The sequence below is a fragment of the Brachybacterium sp. genome (assembly GCF_036379615.1).
Classification (GTDB): Bacteria; Actinomycetota; Actinomycetes; order Actinomycetales; family Dermabacteraceae; genus Brachybacterium.
Genome location: NZ_DASVGJ010000056.1, coordinates 63,190 through 86,360, shown reverse-complemented (window position 1 = coordinate 86,360; position 23,171 = coordinate 63,190). Strand labels below are relative to the sequence as shown.

Here is a 23,171-nt window from a genome sequence, read left to right as displayed (position 1 = left end):
CGTTGACCTCGTCGCTCCCCCACGACTCAGCCAACCGGCGATGGTGACGGTGGCACATCAGCTGGAGCACCCCGCTGTCGACGGCTGCGGAGAGGATCTTCGCGGCGGCCGCGTTGCGTGTCAGCGTGCCTGCCGCGCACTCCTGTCCGAGGATCCGGGCGCGGTCATCCAACAGGCTGGAGGCCGCCGAACGGACATGGGCACGCGGGTTCATGCGCCGGTAGTGGGCGAGCCAAACGCCCCACGGGACGAGGCGGATACTCGCGCTATCTGTCAGGCGGACGGTTCACAAACAGCAGGGCGATCTCCGCAGAACTCACGACACCTCACCGACTGATCCATCCCCCGTGGTCACGCGATCCTTCTCAGCTGCGCGTCGGTGTGCCGTAAGCCGATCGGTCGCTGGGACGGTTCGGCGCCGAGCCCCGCCGTACAGTGGCGAGATGAGCCTTCACCATGTCCGAAGAGGCGACGGAAGCCCTCTACTGCTGGTGCACGGCCTCGGGGCGGGTCTGCGCTCGTGGGATCCGATCATCGACGCGTTGGCCGAGCACCGGGAAGTCATCGCGGTCGACCTCCCCGGATTCGGCCAGACGGCGCCGCTACCTGGTGAGGTGTCGATCGCCACGCTCGCCGATTCGGTCGCACGATTCATCGGCGAGCAGGGTCTGGAGGGCGTTGCCACTGCCGGGCAGTCGATGGGCGGACGGATCGTGCTCGAGCTCGCCAGACGCGGGATCGGTGGTGACACCGTGGCGTTGGACCCTGGTGGTTTCTGGAGCAAGCGTGAGCTGGCAGTCTTCGGCTATACGCTGCGGCCCTCGATCGCCCTGGTCCGTGCTCTGCGCGGTGCCCTGCCGGCGCTGCTGGACAATCCCATCAGTCGGACCGCTTTGCTCGCGCAGTTCTCGGCCCGCCCGTGGTCGCTGTCGCAGCAGACTGTGCTGCCCGACCTGCTCGGGTTGGCCGATGCTCGAGCGACGGATGCGGCCATGGACGCGCTCACGAAGGGACCCAAGCAGCAGGGCGCTGCGCCCGGGACGGTCCCCGGTCGCGTCACCATCGGGTGGGGACGTCGAGACCTCGTCACCCTTCCGCGGCAGGCCCATCGGGCTGTTGCTGCGTTCCCCGATGCAACGCTGCACTGGTTCCCCCGGTGCGGGCACTTCCCGCAATGGGACGCGCCCCACGAGGCGGTCGAGCTCATCCTGACCGGTACTCACTGACGTGCTCAAACCCTCTCCGCCCAGCGCATCGCGGAATGCCAGCTGCTCGTCCCAGCACAGGCTGCCGGCCCGCAACGAGTGCAGGTGCATCGCGCGTCTATTGTCCTCCACTTCGTGTCAGATCACTTGGCGGCCCTCACGCCGTGCGCGGTCCAGAGCGTTGGTGGAGGACTTGGCGAGGAAGTCTGGCGGGATCTTGATCTCCGCATCCACAGCTCGGTCATCGAGGTCGCAGTACAGGCCGATCGCCCCGCGGAGCAGACGGACGCGGTTGTCCTGATCGTCGTACTCAAACAGGGGCTTGCGGCTTCCGAAGTTCGCCCCGCCCTTCCCGATGCGCTCCGGTGCGGTCGTGAACCGCAGACGCTCCGGGGTCGGTTCGACGCCGAACAGTTTGAACGCCGCCTCGGCCTCCTTGGGGTCCTTCGTGTGCAGGATGATCCCGCGGGCGATGTGGTTGGTGAGGTTCGCTTCGATCAGGTCGGAGATGCGCTGGGTGAACAGGATCGGGAAGACCTCCAGGGAGCGGGCGAGCCGGCCCAGGCGTTCCATCTCCTCAGCACCGGCGCCGAGGAACACCCACGCTTCGTCGAGCATCAATACTCCGCGGCGTCCGCGGAGGGCTTCGGCGGAACCGAAGACCATCATGCGGATCAGCGCCGCGGACACGCGCTGCGTCAGGCCAAGGGTGCTCTGGTCGACGCCCATCGGAGGGAGCTCGAGGTTGGCGTTGCCGACCTTGATGTAGGTGATGCCCTCGGCGGCACTGAGAACTTGCCCGTCGTCCTGCAGGCCGACCATGGCGCCGAACAGGGGATCGTTCTTCGACTGGCGAAGGATCGGATCGACGAGCTCCGGGGTCGCTTTGCCATCCGCCTTCGCGGTCTCCAGTGCCGTGCCAATGGCTTTCGCGCCCCGAGTCACGCCGTACTTGAGCGCCTCCTGCAGGTCGGCCTCGAAGTTCTGCGTCGAGTGCGACCACAGATTCACGGAGTGCAGCATCGACACCGCAGTGTTGATCCCATCGCCGGGGGTCTTCGAGAAGCGCAGCGGGTCGAACACGCCCGTGCCGCCGGCACCGCCCATCCCACCGGAGCCTCCCGCGAAGGCGTCGAGCGAGAACGTCGTGGCACTCTCACCGAACGACGCCGAGAGATCGTTGCCCTTCTTCGGGTCGATGACGATGACGGGACGGCCCTCAAGCCCGTACTGGTGAGCCAGGTAGGCCATGGTTATGGTCTTTCCCGAGCCTGAGCTTCCCACTACGGCCCCAATTGGATAAATGTCCTGGTCAGAGGACTTCGTGGCGCTCATGAGTGCTTCTTGCCGGTCGGCGACGGTGAACCCCACGTTCGCGCCGTGCGCGTCGCCGACCGTCCCGAGCGAGGCAATCCCCGAGTGGGCCACGCTCGAGGATGGCAGGTCCATCAGGTTCGGGTTCGCGCGCACCGGGGAACCCATCCAAGACTCTGCGAGGGCCAGCGGCTGCCGGTTGTCCATCGGGGCGACCTCGAACGCGGTGCCGTTACCGAGAGTGTCGAGCCGCTTCTTGCCCTGCCCGGTGAAGGCTGCGACCACGCTCGTCTCCACCAGCGTCGGGAACGCCTTCCCGGTGGAGTAGGCACCTTCGACCGATTCGAGGGTCTGGACCATCTCCTCCTGCTGCTGGTCATCGAGCTTGCCCTGGGCTTTCGCGTTGCGGATGTCGCGCAGGTAGCGGTCCCGCTGCCGGCGCAGCTCCTTGCGCGTGATGGGGCTCGGCTCGATCAATCCCCGGATCGACACCATCACGGCGCCCCGGTCCAGGAGGGTCGAGGCCCAGGTGCTCAGTGAGTTCGCGGCACTCTGGAACGGAAGGTCCAGTCCGTAGACGGATCCCATGCGCAGCACGTGGTGGCCTTCGATCCCAGTGGGCCAGGACGCGCAGGAGTCCACGTCATGGCGGGCTGCGGTCTGGGACCCGGCGACGGTGCGGAAGACGTGCAGGTGATCGGCGTGGGGCAGGAGTGATGCGCCGGTGGATCCGCCGGCAGCCCACCAGGATTCGGCCAGGTGGAAGTCCTTCGGGGTGGGGATGGTGAATCCGGAGCGGGTCATCATGTCGCCGACGTCCTCGAGGTCCTGCTGGTAGTCGGCCATCGGGACCTCATAGGTAGTCATCGAGGTCGCGACCGAGTCGAGAACATCTCGAACGGATCGGTCTGCGCCGCCGACGACGTCGTTCAACCTGGTGCCCATCAGCAGCAGTCGGTCCTGGGTGCGCTCGTCACCGAACCACTGCTGCAGCGTCTCGCCGTGGCGTGAGCCCTCCGGGGGCGAGTACCGGCGGGGCAGGTTCACCAGCAGTAGGTGGAAGGGACGGTAGCGGGCGCGGGCCATTGAGCGGCGCGCGGTCGTGTACGGAGTTTCGGCGGCGAGCTCTTCGATCGCGGCGGCGATCGGGTCGCCGACCTCAAGGGCTTTGCTGTGGGTCTTCGCGTCCTTGACGGGGGCCAGTGGTGCTTTCCGGTACAGCCACAGTCCCCCGCCGACCGGGAGGACGCGGCCGTCGCCGTAGCGGACCCTCGTCGCGGTCGGCATCTTCGGGACCTTGTGGTCCTCCAAGCGGATGTCCTTCACCGTTGCGGTCGCCATGTCACTCCTGTCCTTCCGTGGCCGGTGCCGGCTCGGCGATCTCTCCGCCACCATCGGAGGGACCCGAAGTGCTCGTTGTCGGGTCGTCGACGTCGCCGTCCAGCGTGACGGCGTTCTCGTGGTCGACAAGCCCGGTCCCGGATCCAGTCGGGCCCCAGGCGGTCACGTACGGAGCGGCCGTGTCGGCGCCGCGCACGAGCACGTCGTACTGCACCGTCGTCGGAGCCTCCCCGGAGCTGTCCTCGGCATCCGCATCGGTGAGCTCAACGGAGACGGTCGCGACGACAGTCGAAGTGTCCATCTCCCCGTTGTCGCTCACGGGTGAGACGGCTTGGACGATCGACACAGATGCAACGTTCACGCTGGTGAGGGTGGAGTACACGTGGGCGGGGTCTTCGTCACGGGTGGCGAGCTTGAGCTCGTTCGGGGAGGTGGCCAGCGCCTGCGCCCATGAGGAGATCGCGTCGGTCGCCGAGGCGGAGGCAGTGGTGGTCCCCCACCCGTTCGTGGGTTCGGTCGGTTCCCAGTCGGCGGCGGCGCTCGGCGGCAGCGGTGACACCGTCGGAATGGACAGCACCTTCACCCCTTTGGATGGGGAGTAGGCGGTGCGGACTGCGGCCCGGTAGTAGACCCCGTCGGAGCTGCGGAGGGTGAAGTCGTGGGTCATCAGCTGGTAGCCGATGTCCTGCTCTGTTGCTTCGACGTCCTCGATGTTGCTGGTCCCGTCCCAGGAGGTGATCTCGGCGCCGGCGAACACGGACTCGTCATTCGCGAGCCACTGCTCCAGGGAGCGTTCTGCCTGGGTGCGGCCGGTCTGGGTCGCCTCGATCTGTGCGGTCCCGGGCCCTGTGGTCTCGACACCGTTCAGGACGATGCTGAACATGAGAATCAGGCCGAGCACGTTCAGCGGGGCCAGGATCACGCTGGCGAACACTGCCCGGCGTGCGGTGCGGTAGCGGCGCTTGCCCCGGGCGCGCGCGGAGGGGTCCGGCACGGCCTCGGCAGTGTCGAACAGGTCATTGACCTGATTGCGTCTCCTGGTCGGCATCCGAATCCCTCCCCCTGTCAGCTCTGCGTGTGTAGCGGCCCGGCAGGCGGTCTCACTTGGCCAGCAGCGCCATGAGTCGTTGGAGGGCGCTGTCGTCGATGTGGGCTGCCCGCACGGGATCCACGAGCACCAGGGCTGCGTCGGTCGACTTCGCGGGGAGCTGCTCGGGCAATGCCTGGTCGGAGAACGCATCGACGAGCTGGGTCAGTGCCTGCAGCTCCGGCTGGGACATGCCCACCAGGTGCACGACGGCCTCGGGGATGCTGCCGGCCTGGATGATCGTGAGGTCGGCGACGGCTGCGTCAAGGGGCGAGGTTTTCGCGTCCATGATCGTGGTCGTCAGATCCGCAATGCCGGGCGAGTGCGCGCCGGTGAGTTCGGCGGCGAGGAGGCGGGTGTCGTCGTCCGTCTCGGCGATCTCTTCGGCCTTCACGGCGATGCGTCGCAGCGAGGACTTCGCGGTTCGGGTCGAGGGCCGGCCTCGCTTGCCCGCACTCTTCCCCGAGGGGGCCCGGCGCTTGCGGGGCTTAGGTGCCACCGGGGCGTCGTCAGGTGCCTCGGGCGGATCTGCCTGGACGGGTGGGTCAAGGACGGTCTGCTCGCTCATGAATGCTCCTCACAGGTGCACGGGGTCGGTGTCGGGATCGGTAGTGGGCGGAGGATTTCGTACTCGTCGCCAGGGCCACCGGTACCCGCCCACTCACTACCCCTGGGTGGAGCATGGGGTGGGGCCGCACCCGCCCCTCGGGGAGGGATGGATGCGGCCCCGATGAAACCCCTTTTTTCGTCGAGGGTGGTCTGGTCAGGCGGCGATGGTCTGCGTGTCCGCGTCGAAGTGGGAGTCTTCGCCGAGGTCCATGAGGTGCAGGACCACGCGGGTCTTCTTGTCCGGGTTGTTGGCCCAGGGCTCGAGAATCACCCACAGCAGAACGCGGTGGCCGATCAGGGCCTTCGCCTCGGAGGCGAGCATCAGCCCCTCGGGGTCATCGGTCCGCTCGGTGCGGGCGATCTCGTAGCCCGGCTCCACACCGTCGATCTCCTTCTTCGTGCCCGTGTACAGCAGCAGCTTCCCGCGAGTGGAGGACTTCTCCCGCGTCACCTTCACGATCGTGCCCACGAAGCGCTTCAGCTCCAGGCCGTCGGCGCCGCCAGTGAGCCGGTCGATCAGCTTCCAGGACGTGGAGCCCTCGGACAGTTCGGCGACGAGCTCACGGATCGCCTTGGACACCGCCACCTGGCGGGGGACGGCCCGTTCGATGCCGGGGACCTTTACCAGGCCGTCGTCGGTGACTTCGAGCTTCGCCACCCGGTCGTGGGCAGCCATGATGATCTGGACGTGATCGGTGGCGGTCATGGGTCAGTCCTCCTTGCGCATGGGGGCGATGCTGGCGAGGGTGTCGATGTCGGCGGTGATTTCGTCGGTCTCGGCCAGGCGTACCGCGGCGGCGGCGATCGAGCGGGTGTGGCCGGTGGTCATCTTGATCCATGTCGCCCAGGTCTCGGCGTCCTCCCCGAATGGCGGGGGCACGGAGTCCAGCACGGTGCGCAGCACGCCCCGGATGCGGGTGTTGGTGCCCTCCTGGAACGAGGTCGATCCGGACAGGCCCTCCTGCACGTCGGTGACGATCGAGGCGAGCACGTTCGTCATCGCATCCACAGCGATGCGCTGGATCGGGACGCCGTGCGTGCCCAGCAGCTCGTAGGCCAGGCTGGAGATACCGAAGTAGCCGGTCGCCGCGTAGCTGGCCCCGTTGAGCTTGCCCCGCACGACCTCCTCCCACGGCTTGTCCTCGGCAAGTGCATGCTCGGCCATGATCAGTTCCTCCGTCGAAGTGCCTGTCGTCTCTCCCGGCTCGTCCGGGGACACCACGGCAGTGGGCGCAACAGCGTCCCCACGGGACGGGGCCGCGGACTCGATCTCGATCAGATCCGTCGAGCACAGCGCGGTCTGGGAGTCGGTGCGGTCGGTGTCGAACCGCGAGGCCTGCGCAGCCGGGCAGAGGCGAACGAGGGGGCACCATCCGCACAGCGGTCCGGTCCGGGTCGGGAACAACTGCTCTTCGACCATCTCGTTGTGGGTGTCCCAGGCGCGGGCGAACTCCCCGACGGTCTGCGCGACCCGCTTCTCGGAGACCGCGATGACGCGGGACTTCCCGTGGCGGGTGTAGTTCACGCGACCCTCGATCACGGACTCGTCCTGGAGCTTCCGCAGACCGGCGGCGTACAGGCGGATCTGGTCGCCGTGGTCATCGCCGTACAGCTCCAACTTGCGCTTGTCAGGGACCTTGTTGCTGGTCTTTTGATCGACGACCCGCAGTCCGGCCCGTCCGCGTGCGGTGACCCGCTGGGTGAGATCGACGAAGCCGATGAACGGCACTCCCCCGAGCTCGATCCCCCGCAGCGGCCACTCGGTCGCCACCACGTCCACGTCCCGGGGGTCTTCGATGTCGAAGATCCCCTGGTACTTGCCGATCACGTCAGCGATGAACAGCTGCCGAGTCACCGGGTCGCTGAGCTGCGGGAAGTCACCGTGGCGCCACTGGGCCACCATCGACAGCAGGATGTTCGCCGCCCGCCGCCGCGTCCGCTTCCCGCTCGGCAGGCTGTACAGCTCCTCGAGCACGGAATGGACGGCCGTGCCCTGCGTGGTGGCGGCGAACGGGTCCGGGGGCTGCTCGCCGAGGAGCTTCCCGAAGGCGTAGCTCGCTGCGCAGTTGTGCGACAGCGCCTTGGCGGTTGAGGCGGACAGCGCTGTGCGCCGCACCTTGGCGATGTCGACGCCGTCGAGGTGCAGGCCCTGGCGGGTCAGCGTGGAGACCATGCCTGCTCCCTTCGTGATGATCGTCGACCCGGTGACAGTGGGCGACACCGCCCTCCGACAGGACACCCGCCCTCACGCATCACGCGTCGCTCAGCACTCACTCGTCGTCAAAGAGGATGGCCAGGTCGATCGGGACCCCCCGCACCCTGGCCCCGCCCGTGCGGGTCTCGACGTCCCCGGTCCGGACCCCGTCACGGACTCTCGGCTCCCAGATCCCCTCAGCGACCAGTCCCTCGTGCCAGACGGCCTGCCAGCTCGTGCGCGCGGTCTGCCCCGTCGGGATCAGGTGCCGGGCATGCTGGCGGGCAACCTGGAACGCGTCACGGTGGAACACGATCACGTCCCGCCCGGAACCGCGGGCGTCGGCGACGTACCGTCCGAGGAGCTCGCCGCGCGGGTCTCTGCCTGCTGGCCATCCCAGACGCAGGTTCAGGCTCGGATCGTTCGTCGGCGCCGCCCCGACATCCTTCGGGACCACGGACTCCACGTAGCCCTTCTGGCTCTCCAGCAGATACCGCAGCGAGTCGACCAAGGCGTGGCCGGCCGTGCGCTGCTGCTGGGTGCGGGAGAGGTCCACGGTCAGCTCCGCGAGATCCTCGCGCATCGCCTCGATCCGGGCGAGGAACGGCTCGTCCATGTCGAGACCGATCGCGTACTGCTCGAGCAGAGCGACGCTGAGGAGGTACTCGCTCATGATCTGTGAGTGGCGGGTGGCGTTGACCTTGCTGCCGAGCGCCGCCTCGACGTGCTGCTTGGCGTCGCGGGCCGAGTCGTCCCGTTCGAGCATGAACGTGGTGCGGACCGCCGGGTATCCGTTGCGGGCGGACCAGCTGCCCATCCAGCGCAGCATCTGCGCGGACAGCCGTGCCTGGTCACCGCTGGCGAGCATATCGTTCAGCGCCGCCAGCGGGTCAGCGGTCGCGGAGTTGATGAATCCTCCCCCGCCGTCGGAGTACAGCGTCAGCATCCGGTCGCGGACCGAGTCGATCTGCAGCTCGTTCTCGGCCGTGACGACCACGAACGCGCGCGGCGGATTCTGCACGCGAGTCTTCATGTCGGAGGTCATGCGGCCCTTGCCGGCGCCGTTGAACGCGGAGCGGACCATGGCCTCCAGGTCGCTGGTCTGCTTCTCCCACTGGCGCTGATCAGAGTTGGGGGCGAAGTCGTCGATCACCCACATCATCGACTTCGACACCGAGTTCTCCATCCACGCCCTGGTGTCCATGGCCGAGCCGGGCAGCCGTTCGGCGCTCCAGGCCCCGCCGCGGGAGGCCCAGAAGCCTTGGATCATCGAGGCGAGCCAGGACTTGCCCGAGCGGCGTCCGCCGACGATGTACAGGACGCTGTGCGGGGTGATCGGAACGATTGGGCGGATTCCGGCGAGCAGGGCGACCATCCCGAAGCGGGGGTCTACGAACGTGTCCGGGGATGTGTAGGCGTCGATGATGCGGCGCAGCAGGTCGCGTTGCTGGGCAGCGTCCATCTCCTGATCGATGACGCCGAAGTCGTCGATGGTGGCGAACTCGTCGGCGGTCAGGCCCGCCTGGGCGCGCTCGTCGCCCTCTCCGGCGGGTCCGATCACCTGGCGTCCGGCGATGAACGAGGGGATGCCGTCCTTGGTGGGGACCCAGCCCTGGCAGCCCCAGAGCACGTCGTCGGTGGTCTCTGAGGCGCGGTAGTCCTTGATGGCGCGGGTGAAGTTGATTCCGGAGCGGGGTGGCCAGGACGGCAGGGCGGAAACCTTCGTGGGGATGTCGGCGCCGTAGCGGGTCTCCCACTTCGCGGGGTCCTCGTCGAGCATCGCTTTGGGGCCGCGGATCGTGGCGGTATCGACCAGGCCGTCGGCGGTGCGCCACTGGACCGCGACGACCACTTGGCGCTCAGTGCGGGAGACGGCGCCGGGGATGATCCTTCCACCGTCGAGCTCGTCCGCGGTGGGTAGGCGGAACTCTTCGAAGCTGACCAGGCGTCCGCCGAGGTCGTCGATCTTCTGCCAGTTCTTCAGTTCGGGGCCGCCGGCGGGGTCGGGGCGGATGTTGCACACCTCGATCGCGAACCCGTCCTGGGAGACGCGGGTCTGGCCCTTCTCGCCGGTGTCGTCCACGGGCCGCTCGGGCAGGTCGGTGATCTGCAGGTCCAGGGCGTCGCTGAAGCGGCCGGAGTAGGCCAGGAAATCGTCGATGCCGCGCTTGGGGTCCACCGTCTCGTCACCGCGCGGAGACAGGTCGATCAGTCGCGTGGAGGCGACGTTGCGTTTGGCGAGGAAGTCCATCAGGCCGTAGGCGGCGTCCCAGACGGCGGCGTTGCGGGCGATGTCGCCGTCGAAGCAGATGATCGCGTCCCGGTCCCGCATGCTCACGGTGTTCCACTCGTCGTTGCGCCGCCAGGACTGCACCCCGGGGATCGCGAGGACCAGGATCCTCTTCGCAGCCGGGATGGTCGCGAGCAGCTCCTGCAGCTGCTCGAGGGGGTCGGTGGCGCCGACGGCGGTGCGTAGCGCCTCGCTGGTGACGCCGCTGTCTCGCAGGACGGCGGTCAGGACCGAGTCGGCTTTGACGACGCCTTCGGTGAACAGGATCGGGACTGTGGGGTCGGCGAACCATGCCGGGGGTGTGGCGGGGTGGGCGTCGATCGCAGTTCCGGAGCCGGCGAGGAACATGTACTTCGCCCAGCTGGACCCCGCAGGTGGGTCGTTCTCCGGGCGCAGCTGCAGCGTGCCGAGGATCGGTTCGCCCCGGGCGATGGAATCCATTTTGAAGTACGGGATTTCCATCCACGCGCCCTGCCGGGCAAGGCTCAGCAGGTGCCGGCCGGGGTTCCGGCGTCCGTCGAACCCGAAGCGGCGCAGGGAGTCCTTCGCGTCGTCGGTGCCGGAGATCGTGCGGTAGCCGCGGGCTTGGGCGACGAGCGGAGCGACGATCGAGGATCGCAGCTTCGTGACGGACACGTCGCCGATGGAGCCGGGGTAGTGCGAGGCGGGGAAGGGTTCTTCCCGCATGGCGGAGATCGCGGTGTCGATGTCGGCGACCGACAGGCCGTCGTCCTCGTCGAACGCGGCGTCATCGTTCTCGTCGGCGGCCGGGTCCGGGACTGCGGGGTGGGCGTGGGCGTCCTGATCGGCGGGGTGCTGGGCCTGAGCGCGCGGATCCGGAGTGTTCATGGTGGCCGCAGTGGGCGGCGATCAGCTCTCGCAGGACGCTCGCCCATAGATCGGGCAGCGCCAACATGCGCCAACGGAGCGTCCGTGCAGGTCATCTACACTTTCGGCGATTCTCTCCACCCCAACGCCAACGCGCTCCACCCACCAAACGTGCAGGTCAGTCTGCGTTTACCCCCATATCCCACATCTCCCACTATAACCTTTATAGAGAAGTAGGTAGTAGTAGTAAGAGGAGATATGAAACCAGATCCCCTATACGTATGCAGTTTCCGGCGCGCAATGTGGGATTTGGTGTCAAACAGGGTCTGACCTGCACGAACACCGACCTTCGGGCGTTGGCGCTGTGTTGGCGGTGTTGGCAAACCAGGGTTGACCTGCCGTTTTGTAGGAGCGTTCGTTGGCGCTGCGCCAACGTTCCCGCCTCGGCAGGCAGGATCCCCGCCCATTCGGCGGTCTGGACCACTTCAGGGGCGTTGATCGTTTACCCAGGTCATCTCAGGTTTGCCAACGGTGCGCCAACAGCCGCGTTCCCCACGAGATTCGTCTGTTCGTGCAGGTTGGGAATCGTTTGCGCCACTCGTCCGGCGAGAGCAGTGCCACCATGATGCCAACGTGTAACGTGCAGGTCAGGCCGGGTTTGCGTACATATCCCACGTTCCCCGGTATGACCTTATAAGGGAAATGTCTATCGGCCCCGCAAAACGTCTCCGGACGTCCGGGGCCACTATTCGTGCAGGTCATTCCGGGTTCGCCAACGGAGCGCCAACATCGGCGGCCGTGCACGATTCATCCGTTTGCGCAGATGGGGCCTGCTTTTGAGCATCGGACGGAGATCGCAGTGCCACCGTGGTGCCAACGCATAACGCGCAGGTCAGCCCGCATTCGCCCACATATCCCACGTTCCCCAGTATGACCTTATAAGGGAAATGTCTATGATCCGGGCTCTGAACTGTCTCCGATCGAAGCGACCACCGGTACGCACAGGCTCGATCTTGTGCGCATCTCCCCTTCGAGACACAGCGCCTGTTGGCCTCCACGGGCCGCAACTCTGGCTTGTGCCGTCGGAGTCAGGACCTCCTGCGCTTCTCCTCGATCGCTCGGTTCATCTTTGCCGTCTGCCGGATCGCTCGGATCGCGGTCCAGATGATCCCGAGTAGCCCGACGACCAGGACTAGTCCGCCGAGCCCGATCTCAGCGGTCAGCATGACGACGCCGATCACGATGATCACGGCATTGATCGCCACCCGAGCCCAGAACTCTTTGACGGTCATCATGTTGGCCTCCCAGCGGTAGTCATTGATCAGGCACCGGCGCACGTCGGCACGCTGCGGCGTCTGCCCGTCATTCTGCCCAGTCAACCCCGATATCGATTCAGCGAGCTAGGGCGTGTTGCTAAACACCTCTGGCTGGGGTGCGGGTGAGCCTTGGAGGATGTCGCGTGATGTGATCTCGGATCAGGTGTGGGCTGTGATCGGCCCGTTGTTTCCGTCGGTGAGGGCTACGGGGCGCCCACCGGTGGACCGGCGCACTGTGGTGGAGGCCGTGGCGTGGCGGTATCGCACCGGGGCGCCGTGGCGGGATTTGCCGTCGCGGTTCGGGAACTGGAACACCATTTATAGGAACTTTCGCCGGTGGGCGACGGCCGAGGTGTGGGCGCGGGTGTTGGAGAAGGTCCAGTCGCTGGCGTACCAGCGGAGAGACCTGGACTGGGTGACCTCGATCGACTCCACGGTGGTGCGCGTGCACCAGCATGGGGCGACCTTGCCCAGGGACACAGGGGGCCGGATCGAACTACAAGAAGTTCGGGCCGGAGACGCCTGACCACGCCATCGGTCGCTCTCGGGGCGGGCTGACCACAAGGACGCATCTGGTCTGTGACGGGCGCGGCCGGGCGCTGGCGTTCATCCTCACCCCGGGGCAGGCGGCCGATACGAGCATGTTGGTCCCTACGCTGGGCCAGATCCGCGTGCCCGGTGCGGTCGGCAGACCGCGGACCCGTCCGGACCGGGTGCTGGCCGACAAGGGCTACCCCTCGAAAGCGAACCGGGCCTGGTTGCGCGCGCACGGCATCGCCGCGACGATCCCCGAACGCGACGATCAGATCGCCCACCGTCGGAACAGGCCGGGCCGCCCGATCGATTTCGGGGAGCAGCAACGGGCCCGTTATCGCGGCCGGAACGTCGTGGAGCGATGCTTCAACCGGCTCAAGCAGTGGCGCGGGATCGCGCTGCGATCAGACAAGACCGCCGGCAGCTACCACGCCGGTCTGTGCCTGGCCGCCGCCCTCCACTGGCTCGCCACCGGTCAGCGTAGCGCGGCTCAGACGTAACGGCAGACCTGGTCGGGGCCGCAGGTGTCGGGGTGGAGGGTGGTGGCCTCGTCGCGGAGAGCGGTGAGGGTGTCGCGCAGTGCGCTCAGGCTGCGCAACTGGTCCTCGATGTCCGCCAGGCGTTGGTCGAGCAGGTCGCGGACGTGGTCGCAGGGCGCCTGCCCGCCGTCGCGGATCTCCAGCACCTGCTGGATCTGGGCCAGCGTGAGCCCGGCGGCCTGGCCGCGGCGGATGAAGTCCAGCCGGTCGAGCACGGTCGGGTCGTAGTCCCGGTACCCCGCGGCCGTGCGGTCCGGGGCGGGCAGCAAACCCTGCCCCTCATAGAACCGCAGCGTCTTGGTGCTGGTGCCCGCGGCGGAGGCGAGTTCACCGATCCTCATGACAGCCCTCTTCTCGGGGTCTCCGGCGGGATGGGCTTGACCTTGCCCTGCACTGGAAGGTCCATTCTGGCCTCAGTGGAGTATTTCGCCAAGTGATGGGGGTATCTCAAGTGGACCAAAAGGTTGACCTGGCGGTGATCGGCTCCGGGGGTGCGGCGTTCTCCGCCGCGATCCGGGCCCGGAACCTGGGCAAGTCGGTGGTGATGATCGAACGGAGCACGGTCGGCGGCACCTGCGTGAACATCGGTTGCGTGCCGTCCAAGGCGCTGCTCGCCGCCGCCGAGGCCCGGCACGTCGCCGCCGACGCCCCCGGCCGGTTCCCCGGCATCGCCACCGCGGCCGGCCCGGCGGACATGCCGGCCCTGATCCATGCCAAGCAATCCCTGGTGGAGAACCTGCAGGCGGCGAAGTACGTCGATCTCGCCGCCTCCTACGACTGGCCGATCCGGCAGGGGGTGGCCTCCTTCGGAGGCTCCCCAGAGGCGCCGGTGTTGCGGGTCACCGGCCCGGACGGGAGTACCGAGGTGCTCGAGGCTGCCCACTATCTGGTCGCCACTGGCGCACGCCCCTGGGTCCCGGACCTGCCGGGACTGGAGCATGTGGACTACCTGACCTCGACCACCGCGATGGAACTCACCGAGGTGCCCGAGTCCCTGCTGGTCCTCGGCGGTGGGTACGTCGCCCTGGAGCTGGCCCAGCTCTTCGCCCGGCTCGGCTCGACGGTGACCATGCTGGTCCGCTCCCGGCTGGCCTCCGCCGAGGAGCCCGAGGTCAACCAGGTCTTGGCATCGGTGTTCGCCGACGAGGGCATCACGGTGCTGCGCCACGCCCAGCTCGAAACGATCGCCCAGGACGAGACGACCGGTGAGGTAACCGCCACCGCGACGGTCGAAGGCCAGGCCAGCCAGTTCCGCGCCCAGCGGGTGTTGGTGGCGCTGGGCCGCCGTCCGGTCACCGACGACCTGAACCTGGACACCGTCCAGGTCCCGACCGGCGTGGGCGGGGAGGTCGTCGTCGACGACGCGCTGGCCACCACCAATCCGCGCATCTGGGCCGCCGGGGACGTCACCGGGCACCCGGAGTTCGTCTACGTCGCAGCCCACCACGGGGCGATGGTCGTTGACAACGCCTTCACCGGGGCCGGACGCACGGTCAACTACGGCCACCTGCCCCGGGTGACGTTCACCAGTCCCGCTATCGGCGCGGTCGGGATGACCGAGACACAGGCCCTGGCGGCCGGCTACCGGTGCAACTGCCGCGTGCTGCCGCTGGACTACGTGCCCCGCGCACTGGTCAACCGGGACACCCGCGGATTCATCAAGGTCGTCATCGACGACGACACCGGCCGCATCCTCGGCCTCACCGCCCTCGCAAAGGACGCCGGTGAACTCGCCGCCGCCGGCGTCTTCCTCCTCGAGGGACACCAGACCTACCAAGACGTCGCCGCCATGTGGGCGCCCTACCTGACCATGGCCGAAGGCATCAAGCTCGCCTGCCAGTCCTTCACCACCGACCCCTCCCAGCTGTCCTGCTGCGCTTGAAACGGCCACGCAATAGTCGCGCGGCCACCTTTAGCAACACGGCCGAGCCGATGACGCTCATGAGTCGCCACGATCGGCCTCTTCCTCGGGGGCAGCGGTGGCGCGGTAGTCCTGGTCGGTGAGCGCGGCGGTGAAGATGTCGGGGTCGATGATCTCGTGGGGCACGGGGCGTCCGTCTTCGACGGCGGAGGCGTAGGAGAGCCAGCCGTACATCATTGACAGCGGGAACTCGTCGTCGTTGCCGCAGTAGCTGCGTCGGCGCCACAGCGACCAGAGGACGATCGACTGGGCGATGTCGGCCGTGACCGCGTCTCGGCGGGACTCAGTCCCTTTGCGGAGCTCGGTGAGGGTGAACTGTCCGTCTTCGCTGCTCGCGGCACAGGCGGCCATGACGCGGGCGGCGCCGGGCGGCATGGGGTCGGCGATGGCGATGAGGTTGATGTTCAGTAGCAGGCGTTCGCGGTCCCACTCGTCTTCATCGTCGGGCACGAAGGTGACGTCTCTGCCGTCGCGGAAGGTGCCGAAGCCCGGGTGCGGGGTCCGCCAGGGGTCCGACGGCGGCAGGGTATCCAGAATCGTGGCCGTCACACCGGTGGCCCAGGCGATGGTGAAGGCGGGGGTACGGCGGGTCCATTCGCGGAAGCGGCGGTCGATGTCGACGCGGGTCGTCATGGGCACGAGAGGGTCGTGTGCGGCGGCGGCCCATTGGGCGAATGTGCGCCGGCGCGAGGTTGCTTCCTCGCGTGTGATCTCCATGATTCCGCCCGTCATCCGCTCGAACTGCATTCGTTCATCGTTCCATGTCTGCCTGGCGATACGAAGTCTCGTGCACTTGATTCGGTGCACCGTGGCATATAACCAGTATGAGCAACTCACTCGCAGTCATCGGACTGCCCCACGTGCGAGAAGCGCTGGAGAGCTTCGGCTTCGAGGTCGTCTCTGGCGATGGGTTCCCCGAGGCCTCTCGGCGTATCCGTGAGGCGGCGGCCACCTCGGCGCTGCCGGTCCTGGTCGAGGACCACAAGCAGATCGGGCTCGAGCAGCTGATCTCCCGCCTGCCCGAGACGGCACCGGTGGTGATCGTTCGCGGGGCCGATCCGATCCTCGGCCAGGCACACAGTTCGATCCCGCTGGCCTCGAGCCTGGGCGACTATCTCGTGGCGCTCGGGTTCCAGGATCTCGACCCGGCACTGCAAAGCATCCACGTCGAGGCTGACGGCACGATCCCCCAGCCCCTACCCGAGACGCTCACAGCCCGGGAGCAGCGCCCCGACTCGACCGTGCCAGAGCCCGACTCGTCTGGTCCGGCATCTGTCGAGCCCGCCGAGGATTGGCTCAGCGACGATAACTCGCACCCCGCACCGACGCCCGCCGAGCCTGCTCCCCACACCTCGCCCGCCGCGGCGCAGTCGGCACTGTCGGATTGGCTCGAAGACGACGACGACGCCCCCGAAGCGACGGAACAGCGACCGGATGTCCCTGTGGCGGACGATGAGGAGGAGTTCGACGGATTCCACTCCCCCGCTCCCGGGCCCGTCACGCGCAGTCACCGCACCGAGACCGAACCGGGCCAGGGCCCGCCGGCTGCTGCGCGCAGTCGCCGGATCGCCCTGCCGACCTTCGCAACCGGCACGGACTCGGCACCGGTGACCGACCCGGATCCGCGCCTCGATCCCCTGGACGCGGAACTCTTCGACGACCTCACGGACACCCTCGAGGAACCAGGCAGCGAGAACGAGGTCGATGCCGATACCGCGCTGGATGACGTCACCCGGGCCAGTGCCTCCCGGCGCACCAGGCGCAACACTGCCCCGGCCGAGGTGATCGCCTGCTTCTCCGGCAAGGGCGGGGAGGGCAAGTCCACCCTCGCGCTCGCACTCGCGCAGGCCGCCGCCGAGATCGGAGGCAAGTCGGTGTGCCTGATCGATGCGAACCGTGCCCAGGGCGATCTCGGGCTGTACCTGCGGGTGCGGACCACCGACCTGCCCTCCATCTTCGACGCCGTCATGATCGGTGACCCCGCCTCGGCGATCCTCTCCCCCGGCCAGCTGAACCAGGCACGCCAGGGCCGGGGCGATCACCTCGCCTTCTCGTTTGTCCAAGCGCCCCGACCAGTCAAGGGCAGCGACGATATCTCTGCGGAGATCGCCGCGGTCACGGCCGAGCACTACACCGAAGTTCTCCAGATCGCACGCGATCGCTTCGACCTGGTCATCATCGACACCCAGATCACCGAAGGCTTGGACACGACCGGAGTGATCGACCATCTGATCGCGCCGCTGCTGGCCCGCGGGGGCTACGGGGTCGGGATCTGCGAGCTCACCACTCCCGGCGTGGAGAACCTGCTGGTGGCGATGGAGTCGCTTCGTCAGCACGGCGCTGAGGCGTCGCGGATGATGTCGATCGCCAACAAGGTCCGGCCCTCGATCACCGACTACGGCAAGCTGCCGCAGCTGCTGGGCAAGGACTCGTCGTGGAAGGGCGCGATCCACTTCGACGACCGCATCTACGACGACTTCGTCGCCCGGCGCATCCCCTACGCGGTCCCGACCCTCTACGGCGTCGTCATGGACGTCCTCCTCGCCGTCACCGGTGACCCGGAGTTCGACCTGCGTGACCCGGGATCGGTGCGCTCTGGGCAGCCATGGTGGAAGCGGTGGCTGCGCCGATGAACTACGCCACCTCAGAGCAGCTGTGCACGCTGCTGGACCAGATGATCTGGGCAAGCTGCGCGTCCGAGCATGCGCGGCCGCGTCACCGGGTGCGGTTGCACGCCTTGCCGCCGACCATGTGGATCCGTCCAGCCCGCGGCGTCGGCGGCCACAAGGCCACCCGGACCGGCTCCCTGCCGGCAACCATCGCCTGGCGGCACGGGGCCCTGCACGCCGCCGACCCAGCCCGATTGAACCCGATCGCGGCGGGTTGGAGTGTGCACGCCGCCGGCACGCACCTGGACGGCACCATCAACCTGACCGAAGGGCGGACCGAGCTCGGCCGGCCCACGGGCTCGATGTGGCCGACGCACCGGGCACCCGTGCTGTCCGCGTACGAAGCGACGCGGCTGCTCGAGGAGTTCATGGAGCGCGGTGAGCTCGCGCGGTGGACGATGCTCAGCCACCTGGAGCAGTTCGCCCACGAGTACGTCCACCAGGTCGCAGACTCGATCTGCCGGGAGATCACCGGGATCCAGAATCACGAGGCTGCGGTGTCGCTGCTGGATGATCAGCAGCTGGACCTCGTCGTCACCCACGTGCTCTACGGCTCATCAGGCCCGGACAGTCGCATCCTGCGCTCCCTGGATCGCTGCCTGGACCCGGCGACCACCCGGAACGTCGACCCGATCCGCTACCTCACCACCCAGATCCGCCGAGATCTCGCCGATCAGGTGCGCGTCGCCATCGGCGATCCCCAGGTCGGTCCCCGGGTCCGGCGCGTCGCACGGTCGCTCGGCACCGGCGCCGGACTCGAACAGATCATCTCCCGCTACAACGACCTCCACCCCTCCGACCGGGTCTCCACGACGCGCGCGATCCGGGCTTTGACCGTCGCCCCGTCTCTGGAATCCGCCGCTGTCCGCAACGTGTTGGAGGTCCGTGATGTCTGAGCACCGAACCGACGAGATCGACATGACCCTGCTCCTTGACCAGCGCCGCGTCGCCAACGCGGCCCGGGGAGAGCTCCTTCAGCTGATCACCGATGGCACCGTCACCCCGTGGGAGGCCATCGTCGCCGCCGCGGCGTCGGGCGAGAAGCCGCTGCTGCGTCTGCGCCTGGACCAGATCATCACCGCCGGCCCGGGGATCGGCGCCGCACGCGCCCGCGCCGTCATCGCCCAGATCCTGCACATCCTCGAGGCCACCGAGTCCCGCACTGCGACCGGACACGTCACCCTCGCCTACGTCCTCGACGAGCAGGCCCGCGGACGGCGCCTGCTGGCGGTGCTGGATGCGTTCATCTCCCACGGCCTGATCCAGGAGGCCCAGGACCTGACCGTGTGGCCAGGTTTCCCCTTCGCCGCCGCCCCTCTCCCCCGCAAGGAGACGCGATGACCACACTGCTGCTGGAGCCCACCGCCAGTCTCCGCCGCCGGGCCGCTCACCCTCGTCGCTGCGAGTGTGATCGGGACACGTTGCAGACGCCGTGGAAGGCCGAGATGTGCCAGATCCTCCACGCCCGGACCCGGAGTGAGAAGCGGGCATTGCTGGACGAATTCCTGTCCGCTCATGAAGCGGCGATCGCGCGGGTCTTGAAGCGGGCACAGCACATTTCGCATCTCGACTACCGTGACAAGGATCTCGTGTTCTCCTATTTCGGTGACGCGCTGATGAGAATGCTCGAGACGCGATGGAGGGCGAAGTCCGGCCCCGGCACCAGTCCCGTCTTCAACTACTCGAGGAACCTGCCGACGATCCTGGAGGCAGAGACGCGGTACTGGATCCGTGAAGATCGACGGAAGGGACTACTCAACGGGACTGCGGGAGTGCCGGGCGACAGTTCTCACGATCGTCGGGCGAAGCTCGTGAAGCGTTCCCGTGAGCTGTTCGAGGCCGAGCACGCACGCACCCCCTCCGATGTCGAACTCGTCGACTTCCACAACACGCGCATGTACGCGACCCGAAAGGATGCCGCGCGGCAGTCCGTCCTGATCACGATCCGGGGTCTCGGCAGCCTCCGGTCGATCCCGTTGGAGGATCCGTCTTTGTTCGGCGAGGACCGTCTGGCCTGGAGGGATGTACCGGATGAGGGGGCGTCCGAGCGCACTGAGCGTATTCGGGCGATCGTGGCCGAATGCGCTCGGAGAGACGCCGAACGAGAGGCTGCGCGTATTCGCGCGCCGAAGCGTCAGCCGGTCATGATGGCCAGCGTGGCGCGGGTGTTCTTCGCCCATCACGGCGAGGGAGAGTTCCCCACCCGTAAGGAACTGGTCGCCGAGCTCGGCGTGACACAGCCGGCCAGCCGTCGCGAGATCGGGTCGCACCTGAATGAGATTCTCCGGATCTCTCGGCGACAGTTCGCGGACTACCAAATCAACAGCTGAACACAAAAGTATCTCGAGCCGTCCCGAGAGGTGTGCATATACTGTCTCCGCTATTCCACCGATCTTTGGAGGTCACCATGGCCCGCAAGACCCAAGTTCTCCTCGTCGACGACATCGACGGCACGGACGCGAACAACACCGTCACGTTCGGCCTTGACGGCGTCTCCTACGAGATCGACCTGAACGACGAGAACGCGCAGCAGCTGCGCTCCGAGCTGGAGAAGTGGACAGCCCTGGCACGGCGCACCGGTGGTCGAGCAAAGCGTGGCACCGGCTCCGGCACCAGCGGCGATGCAGCGAAGATCCGACAGTGGGCCAGCGAAAACGGCTACAAGGTCTCCGAACGGGGCCGCATCCCGGCCCAGATTCGTGAGGCCTACGCGAAGGCCAACTGACCGTCCTTCTCTCATGCTGCCCGGCCCCTGGAGAGGGTGCCGGGCAGTAGCGCGTCCGCATCTCTCAGCAGGACTATTCCGCCGATCGGCGCAGCAACGCCTAGAGAAGACCTTGAGGACCTAGAGGAAACCTAGAGATTGCGTTCGATCTCGCGAGTCATCCTTTCGACCGCACGAGTAAAGACGCGACCTACCTCCAGAGGTATCCCGGAGCAATCGCAAAGTCGCGGTTAAATCTTCAAGCGGGACTCCCCATGCCTCTGTAGACCGGCCGATCTGGCCCGTACGTTGATCTCACTGCCCACGACATGAGCCGTCGCCTTGTTACTCGCTTCTCTGTCGCTGTGGCAATGACGATGTCATCGACTTCCGCCCGACTCGGGGTGGGAACTTACGGAGTAGAACCATGGCCCAGAACAACACCCACCGCGCCGTCGGCCGACCAGTCACCCTTACCGGGACCGCTGGTCGCGCGCTGCGAGGCACCAGTGGCGCCGCTGTGCTCGGTACGGTCGTCATCGGCTCCGCTCTGCTCGCCGGCCCGGCACAGGCAGCCCCCGCTGTCTCGCCAGCCGCACCTACCGCTGCTGTACAGACTGCTGCTCCGGCGGCGCCGGCTCCTGCACACGCGACGTCCGTCTCCACGGCCGAGAAGCTGCGGTGGGGTTCGCAGGGCTCGTCGGTGGAGCAGCTCCAGACCGCGCTCAATGAGCATGGTGCCTCGCTGTCCGTCGACGGTAAGTTCGGCAAGCTCACCCATGGGGCCGTGAAGGACTTCCAGCGCTCGCACGATCTGAAGATCGACGGGGTCGTGGGGCCGGAGACTCGCGGTGCACTGAACGGCGGCGGCGCTTCGATCTCGGGCGGCGGGACCTCTGCTCCCGCCCCCGCGCACTCCGCGACGAACTCTCAGCAGGCGATCGTCGACGCCGCGCGCAGCCAGGTTGGCGTCACGTACTCGTGGGGCACCTCCAAGCCGGGAGTTAGCTTCGACTGCTCCGGCCTGAGCTCCTACGCGTATGCACAGGCCGGTATCGATCTGCCTCGTACCTCGTCGCAGCAGGTCGCGGCCGGCACCACAATCTCGAAGTCCGAGGCCCAGCCCGGTGACCTCGTGGTGTGGCCCGGCCACCTCGGGATCTACGCGGGCGGCGACACGGTCATCGACGCCGGTAACAGCGCTGGCTCCGTCACCGAGCGGACCATCTGGGGCAACCCCACCTTCGTCACCTTCCGCTGATAGAACGCCACTACGCCACAGCGCAGAGGGAGCCTCGACCACCGGTCGGGGCTCCCTCTGCGTGCAGAGGCAGCGTCGTCAACTGATCGAGGCCAGCAGCTCGGCGCAGGCCTGCTCACAGCGACGGCAGGCGTCGGCGCAAATCTTGCAGTGCTCGTGCATACCGACGTGCTTCTCGCACTCCTCGGCGCAGGACCGGCACGCCGCCTGACACGCCTCGAGCAGGGCACGGTTGAGGGCATCGCTATTGCCCGTCTGACGGGACAGCACCCGGCCGGTTGCCTCGCAGACGTCGGCGCAGTCCTGGTTCAGGCGGATGCATTGGGTCAGCTCCGCCACCATGTCCTCGGCCAAACAGGAGTCCGCGCAGGCGGTGCAGGTCTGGGCGCACTCGAAGCAGGCCTCGATGCATGCGGCGAGCTTCTGCCGATCAATGGTACCGAGGTCCTTCGGGTAGGTCTGAAGCATTGAAGCGACGTGATCGGTCATGGCCGTGCTCCTTCTCGCTCCGAGCGGACCGGCGGCAGCGAGCCCGCCCTGACGACGATAGTCACGGCGTCACGCGAGGCGGAAGTGAGTAGACCTTTCGTTCGGAGGCAGTACGGGCTGACTGTTCAGCGCTGTGCTCAAGAAGTCCAGATCTGACCTTGAGGGGATCTTGACCTGGGGATCATAGGCTGGCGCAAAGTGTCCTCTGACTAGGAGAAATTATGCGTTCTCGTCGTTCTTTCGGTCGTCTCGCGACCGTCGTCTTCACCGGTGCGATTGTGTTTGCCGGATGCACCGACAGCGGGTCTGACGACGGTCAGACGTCAGGTGAGTCAGAGGCGGCGGAGGCGTCGGAGGCGTCCGATGGTGGCGGTCACGGGGGCATGGAGCATCCGATGGATGGCGGCCCTGCGCCCGAGGGGATGGTGCCTGCGGAGGATCCCGAGTTCCCTGTCGGCACCGAGGTGACGCTCACGGCGGACCACATGGAGGGCATGGAGGGAGCGACGGCGACGATCTCCGGTGCTTTCGACACCACGACCTACTCGGTCAGCTTCACTCCGACCGACGGCGGCGAGCCGGTCACTGACCACAAGTGGGTCGTTCACGAGGAGCTTGAGAACCCGGGCGAGGCACCGCTGGCGGAGGGCACCGAGGTGGTCATCACCGCTGATCACATGACCGGGATGGAGGGTGCTGAGGCCACCATCGACAGTGCCACCGAGGAGACTGTGTACATGGTCGATTACGAGGCCGACGGGATGATGATGACGAACCACAAGTGGGTCGTCGAGAGCGAGATCGAGCCGGCATGATGACCACCCCGTCGAGCCCTCGAGGCCCGCGCGCCTCCCCCGGGGGTGGGCCCCG

21 protein-coding genes are annotated in these 23,171 nt (G+C 67.4%); 10 read left to right on the top strand and 11 right to left on the bottom strand.

Annotated features, from left to right (window positions below; genetic code table 11):
- On the bottom strand, positions 1-214 hold a 214-nt coding region (locus VF289_RS11115), incomplete at its 3' end, for a hypothetical protein (protein ID WP_330883951.1).
- Positions 215-443: 229 nt separating this feature from the next.
- Between VF289_RS11115 and VF289_RS11110 the strand changes: the two genes are divergently transcribed.
- The gene (locus VF289_RS11110; RefSeq protein ID WP_330883950.1) at positions 444-1,226 is read left to right on the top strand and encodes an alpha/beta fold hydrolase; all 783 of its coding nucleotides are present in this window, start codon (positions 444-446) and stop codon (positions 1,224-1,226) included.
- A gap of 117 nt (positions 1,227-1,343) precedes the next feature.
- Here VF289_RS11110 and VF289_RS11105 read toward each other — a convergent pair whose 3' ends face one another.
- The 7 genes from VF289_RS11105 to VF289_RS11075 all read right to left on the bottom strand — a co-directional run bounded on the left by VF289_RS11105 (position 1,344) and on the right by VF289_RS11075 (position 12,247).
- Entirely contained in the window at positions 1,344-3,860 is a 2,517-nt protein-coding gene (locus VF289_RS11105; protein ID WP_330883949.1) for an ATP-binding protein, read from the bottom strand.
- A 1-nt stretch (position 3,861) separates the two neighbouring features.
- Positions 3,862-4,908: a hypothetical protein gene (locus tag VF289_RS11100; protein ID WP_330883948.1), complete on the bottom strand. Its 1,047-nt coding sequence runs from the start codon at positions 4,906-4,908 to the stop codon at positions 3,862-3,864.
- Positions 4,909-4,960: 52 nt separating this feature from the next.
- A complete protein-coding gene (locus tag VF289_RS11095; protein WP_330883947.1) occupies positions 4,961-5,515 on the bottom strand; it encodes a hypothetical protein in 555 nt (184 codons plus the stop codon).
- Positions 5,516-5,710: 195 nt separating this feature from the next.
- Positions 5,711-6,262 (bottom strand): hypothetical protein, encoded by a 552-nt coding sequence (locus VF289_RS11090; protein WP_330883946.1) that lies wholly within the window; start codon positions 6,260-6,262, stop codon positions 5,711-5,713.
- Positions 6,263-6,265: 3 nt separating this feature from the next.
- On the bottom strand, positions 6,266-7,729 hold the full coding sequence (locus VF289_RS11085; RefSeq protein ID WP_330883945.1) for a PD-(D/E)XK nuclease family protein: 1,464 nt from the start codon (positions 7,727-7,729) through the stop codon (positions 6,266-6,268).
- Positions 7,730-7,826: 97 nt separating this feature from the next.
- A complete protein-coding gene (locus VF289_RS11080; protein WP_330883944.1) occupies positions 7,827-10,889 on the bottom strand; it encodes a hypothetical protein in 3,063 nt (1,020 codons plus the stop codon).
- Between the two features lie 1,067 nt (positions 10,890-11,956).
- Complete coding sequence (locus tag VF289_RS11075; RefSeq protein WP_330883943.1) at positions 11,957-12,247, bottom strand: hypothetical protein; 291 nt, start codon at positions 12,245-12,247, stop codon at positions 11,957-11,959.
- Positions 12,248-12,320: 73 nt separating this feature from the next.
- Between VF289_RS11075 and VF289_RS11070 the strand changes: the two genes are divergently transcribed.
- Positions 12,321-13,218 (top strand): IS5 family transposase gene (locus tag VF289_RS11070; protein WP_414644472.1). Its coding sequence is split into 2 segments (ribosomal slippage): positions 12,321-12,665 and positions 12,667-13,218, totalling 897 coding nucleotides; the frame shifts between segments, so codons are not numbered across the junction.
- On the opposite strand, the gene VF289_RS11065 is transcribed toward VF289_RS11070, so the two are convergent.
- The gene (locus VF289_RS11065; RefSeq protein ID WP_106505956.1) at positions 13,209-13,598 is read right to left on the bottom strand and encodes a heavy metal-responsive transcriptional regulator; all 390 of its coding nucleotides are present in this window, start codon (positions 13,596-13,598) and stop codon (positions 13,209-13,211) included. The genes VF289_RS11070 and VF289_RS11065 overlap by 10 nt on opposite strands.
- 110 nt (positions 13,599-13,708) lie before the next feature.
- Here VF289_RS11065 and merA point away from each other — a divergent pair, with 110 nt between their 5' ends.
- A complete protein-coding gene (gene merA / locus VF289_RS11060; RefSeq protein ID WP_330883942.1) occupies positions 13,709-15,139 on the top strand; it encodes a mercury(II) reductase in 1,431 nt (476 codons plus the stop codon).
- 57 nt (positions 15,140-15,196) lie between these two features.
- On the opposite strand, the gene VF289_RS11055 is transcribed toward merA, so the two are convergent.
- Positions 15,197-15,985: a hypothetical protein gene (locus VF289_RS11055; protein WP_330883941.1), complete on the bottom strand. Its 789-nt coding sequence runs from the start codon at positions 15,983-15,985 to the stop codon at positions 15,197-15,199.
- 17 nt (positions 15,986-16,002) lie between these two features.
- Here VF289_RS11055 and VF289_RS11050 point away from each other — a divergent pair, with 17 nt between their 5' ends.
- The 6 genes from VF289_RS11050 (at position 16,003) to VF289_RS11025 (ending at position 21,812) form a co-directional block, all read left to right on the top strand.
- Positions 16,003-17,811 (top strand): hypothetical protein, encoded by a 1,809-nt coding sequence (locus tag VF289_RS11050; protein ID WP_330883940.1) that lies wholly within the window; start codon positions 16,003-16,005, stop codon positions 17,809-17,811.
- On the top strand, positions 17,796-18,743 hold the full coding sequence (locus VF289_RS11045) for a hypothetical protein (RefSeq protein ID WP_330883939.1): 948 nt from the start codon (positions 17,796-17,798) through the stop codon (positions 18,741-18,743). The genes VF289_RS11050 and VF289_RS11045 overlap by 16 nt, the downstream gene beginning before the upstream one ends.
- Positions 18,736-19,188 (top strand): hypothetical protein, encoded by a 453-nt coding sequence (locus VF289_RS11040; protein ID WP_330883938.1) that lies wholly within the window; start codon positions 18,736-18,738, stop codon positions 19,186-19,188. Before VF289_RS11045 ends, VF289_RS11040 begins: the two co-directional genes overlap by 8 nt.
- On the top strand, positions 19,185-20,177 hold the full coding sequence (locus VF289_RS11035) for a hypothetical protein (RefSeq protein ID WP_330883937.1): 993 nt from the start codon (positions 19,185-19,187) through the stop codon (positions 20,175-20,177). The genes VF289_RS11040 and VF289_RS11035 overlap by 4 nt, the downstream gene beginning before the upstream one ends.
- A gap of 77 nt (positions 20,178-20,254) precedes the next feature.
- A complete protein-coding gene (locus tag VF289_RS11030) occupies positions 20,255-20,572 on the top strand; it encodes an Lsr2 family protein (RefSeq protein ID WP_330883936.1) in 318 nt (105 codons plus the stop codon).
- Between the two features lie 682 nt (positions 20,573-21,254).
- The gene (locus tag VF289_RS11025) at positions 21,255-21,812 is read left to right on the top strand and encodes a C40 family peptidase (protein WP_330883935.1); all 558 of its coding nucleotides are present in this window, start codon (positions 21,255-21,257) and stop codon (positions 21,810-21,812) included.
- 78 nt (positions 21,813-21,890) lie between these two features.
- Here VF289_RS11025 and VF289_RS11020 read toward each other — a convergent pair whose 3' ends face one another.
- Entirely contained in the window at positions 21,891-22,301 is a 411-nt protein-coding gene (locus VF289_RS11020) for a four-helix bundle copper-binding protein (RefSeq protein ID WP_330883934.1), read from the bottom strand.
- Positions 22,302-22,522: 221 nt separating this feature from the next.
- Here VF289_RS11020 and VF289_RS11015 point away from each other — a divergent pair, with 221 nt between their 5' ends.
- Positions 22,523-23,116 (top strand): YdhK family protein, encoded by a 594-nt coding sequence (locus tag VF289_RS11015; RefSeq protein ID WP_330883933.1) that lies wholly within the window; start codon positions 22,523-22,525, stop codon positions 23,114-23,116.
- Positions 23,117-23,171 lie beyond the last annotated feature (55 nt).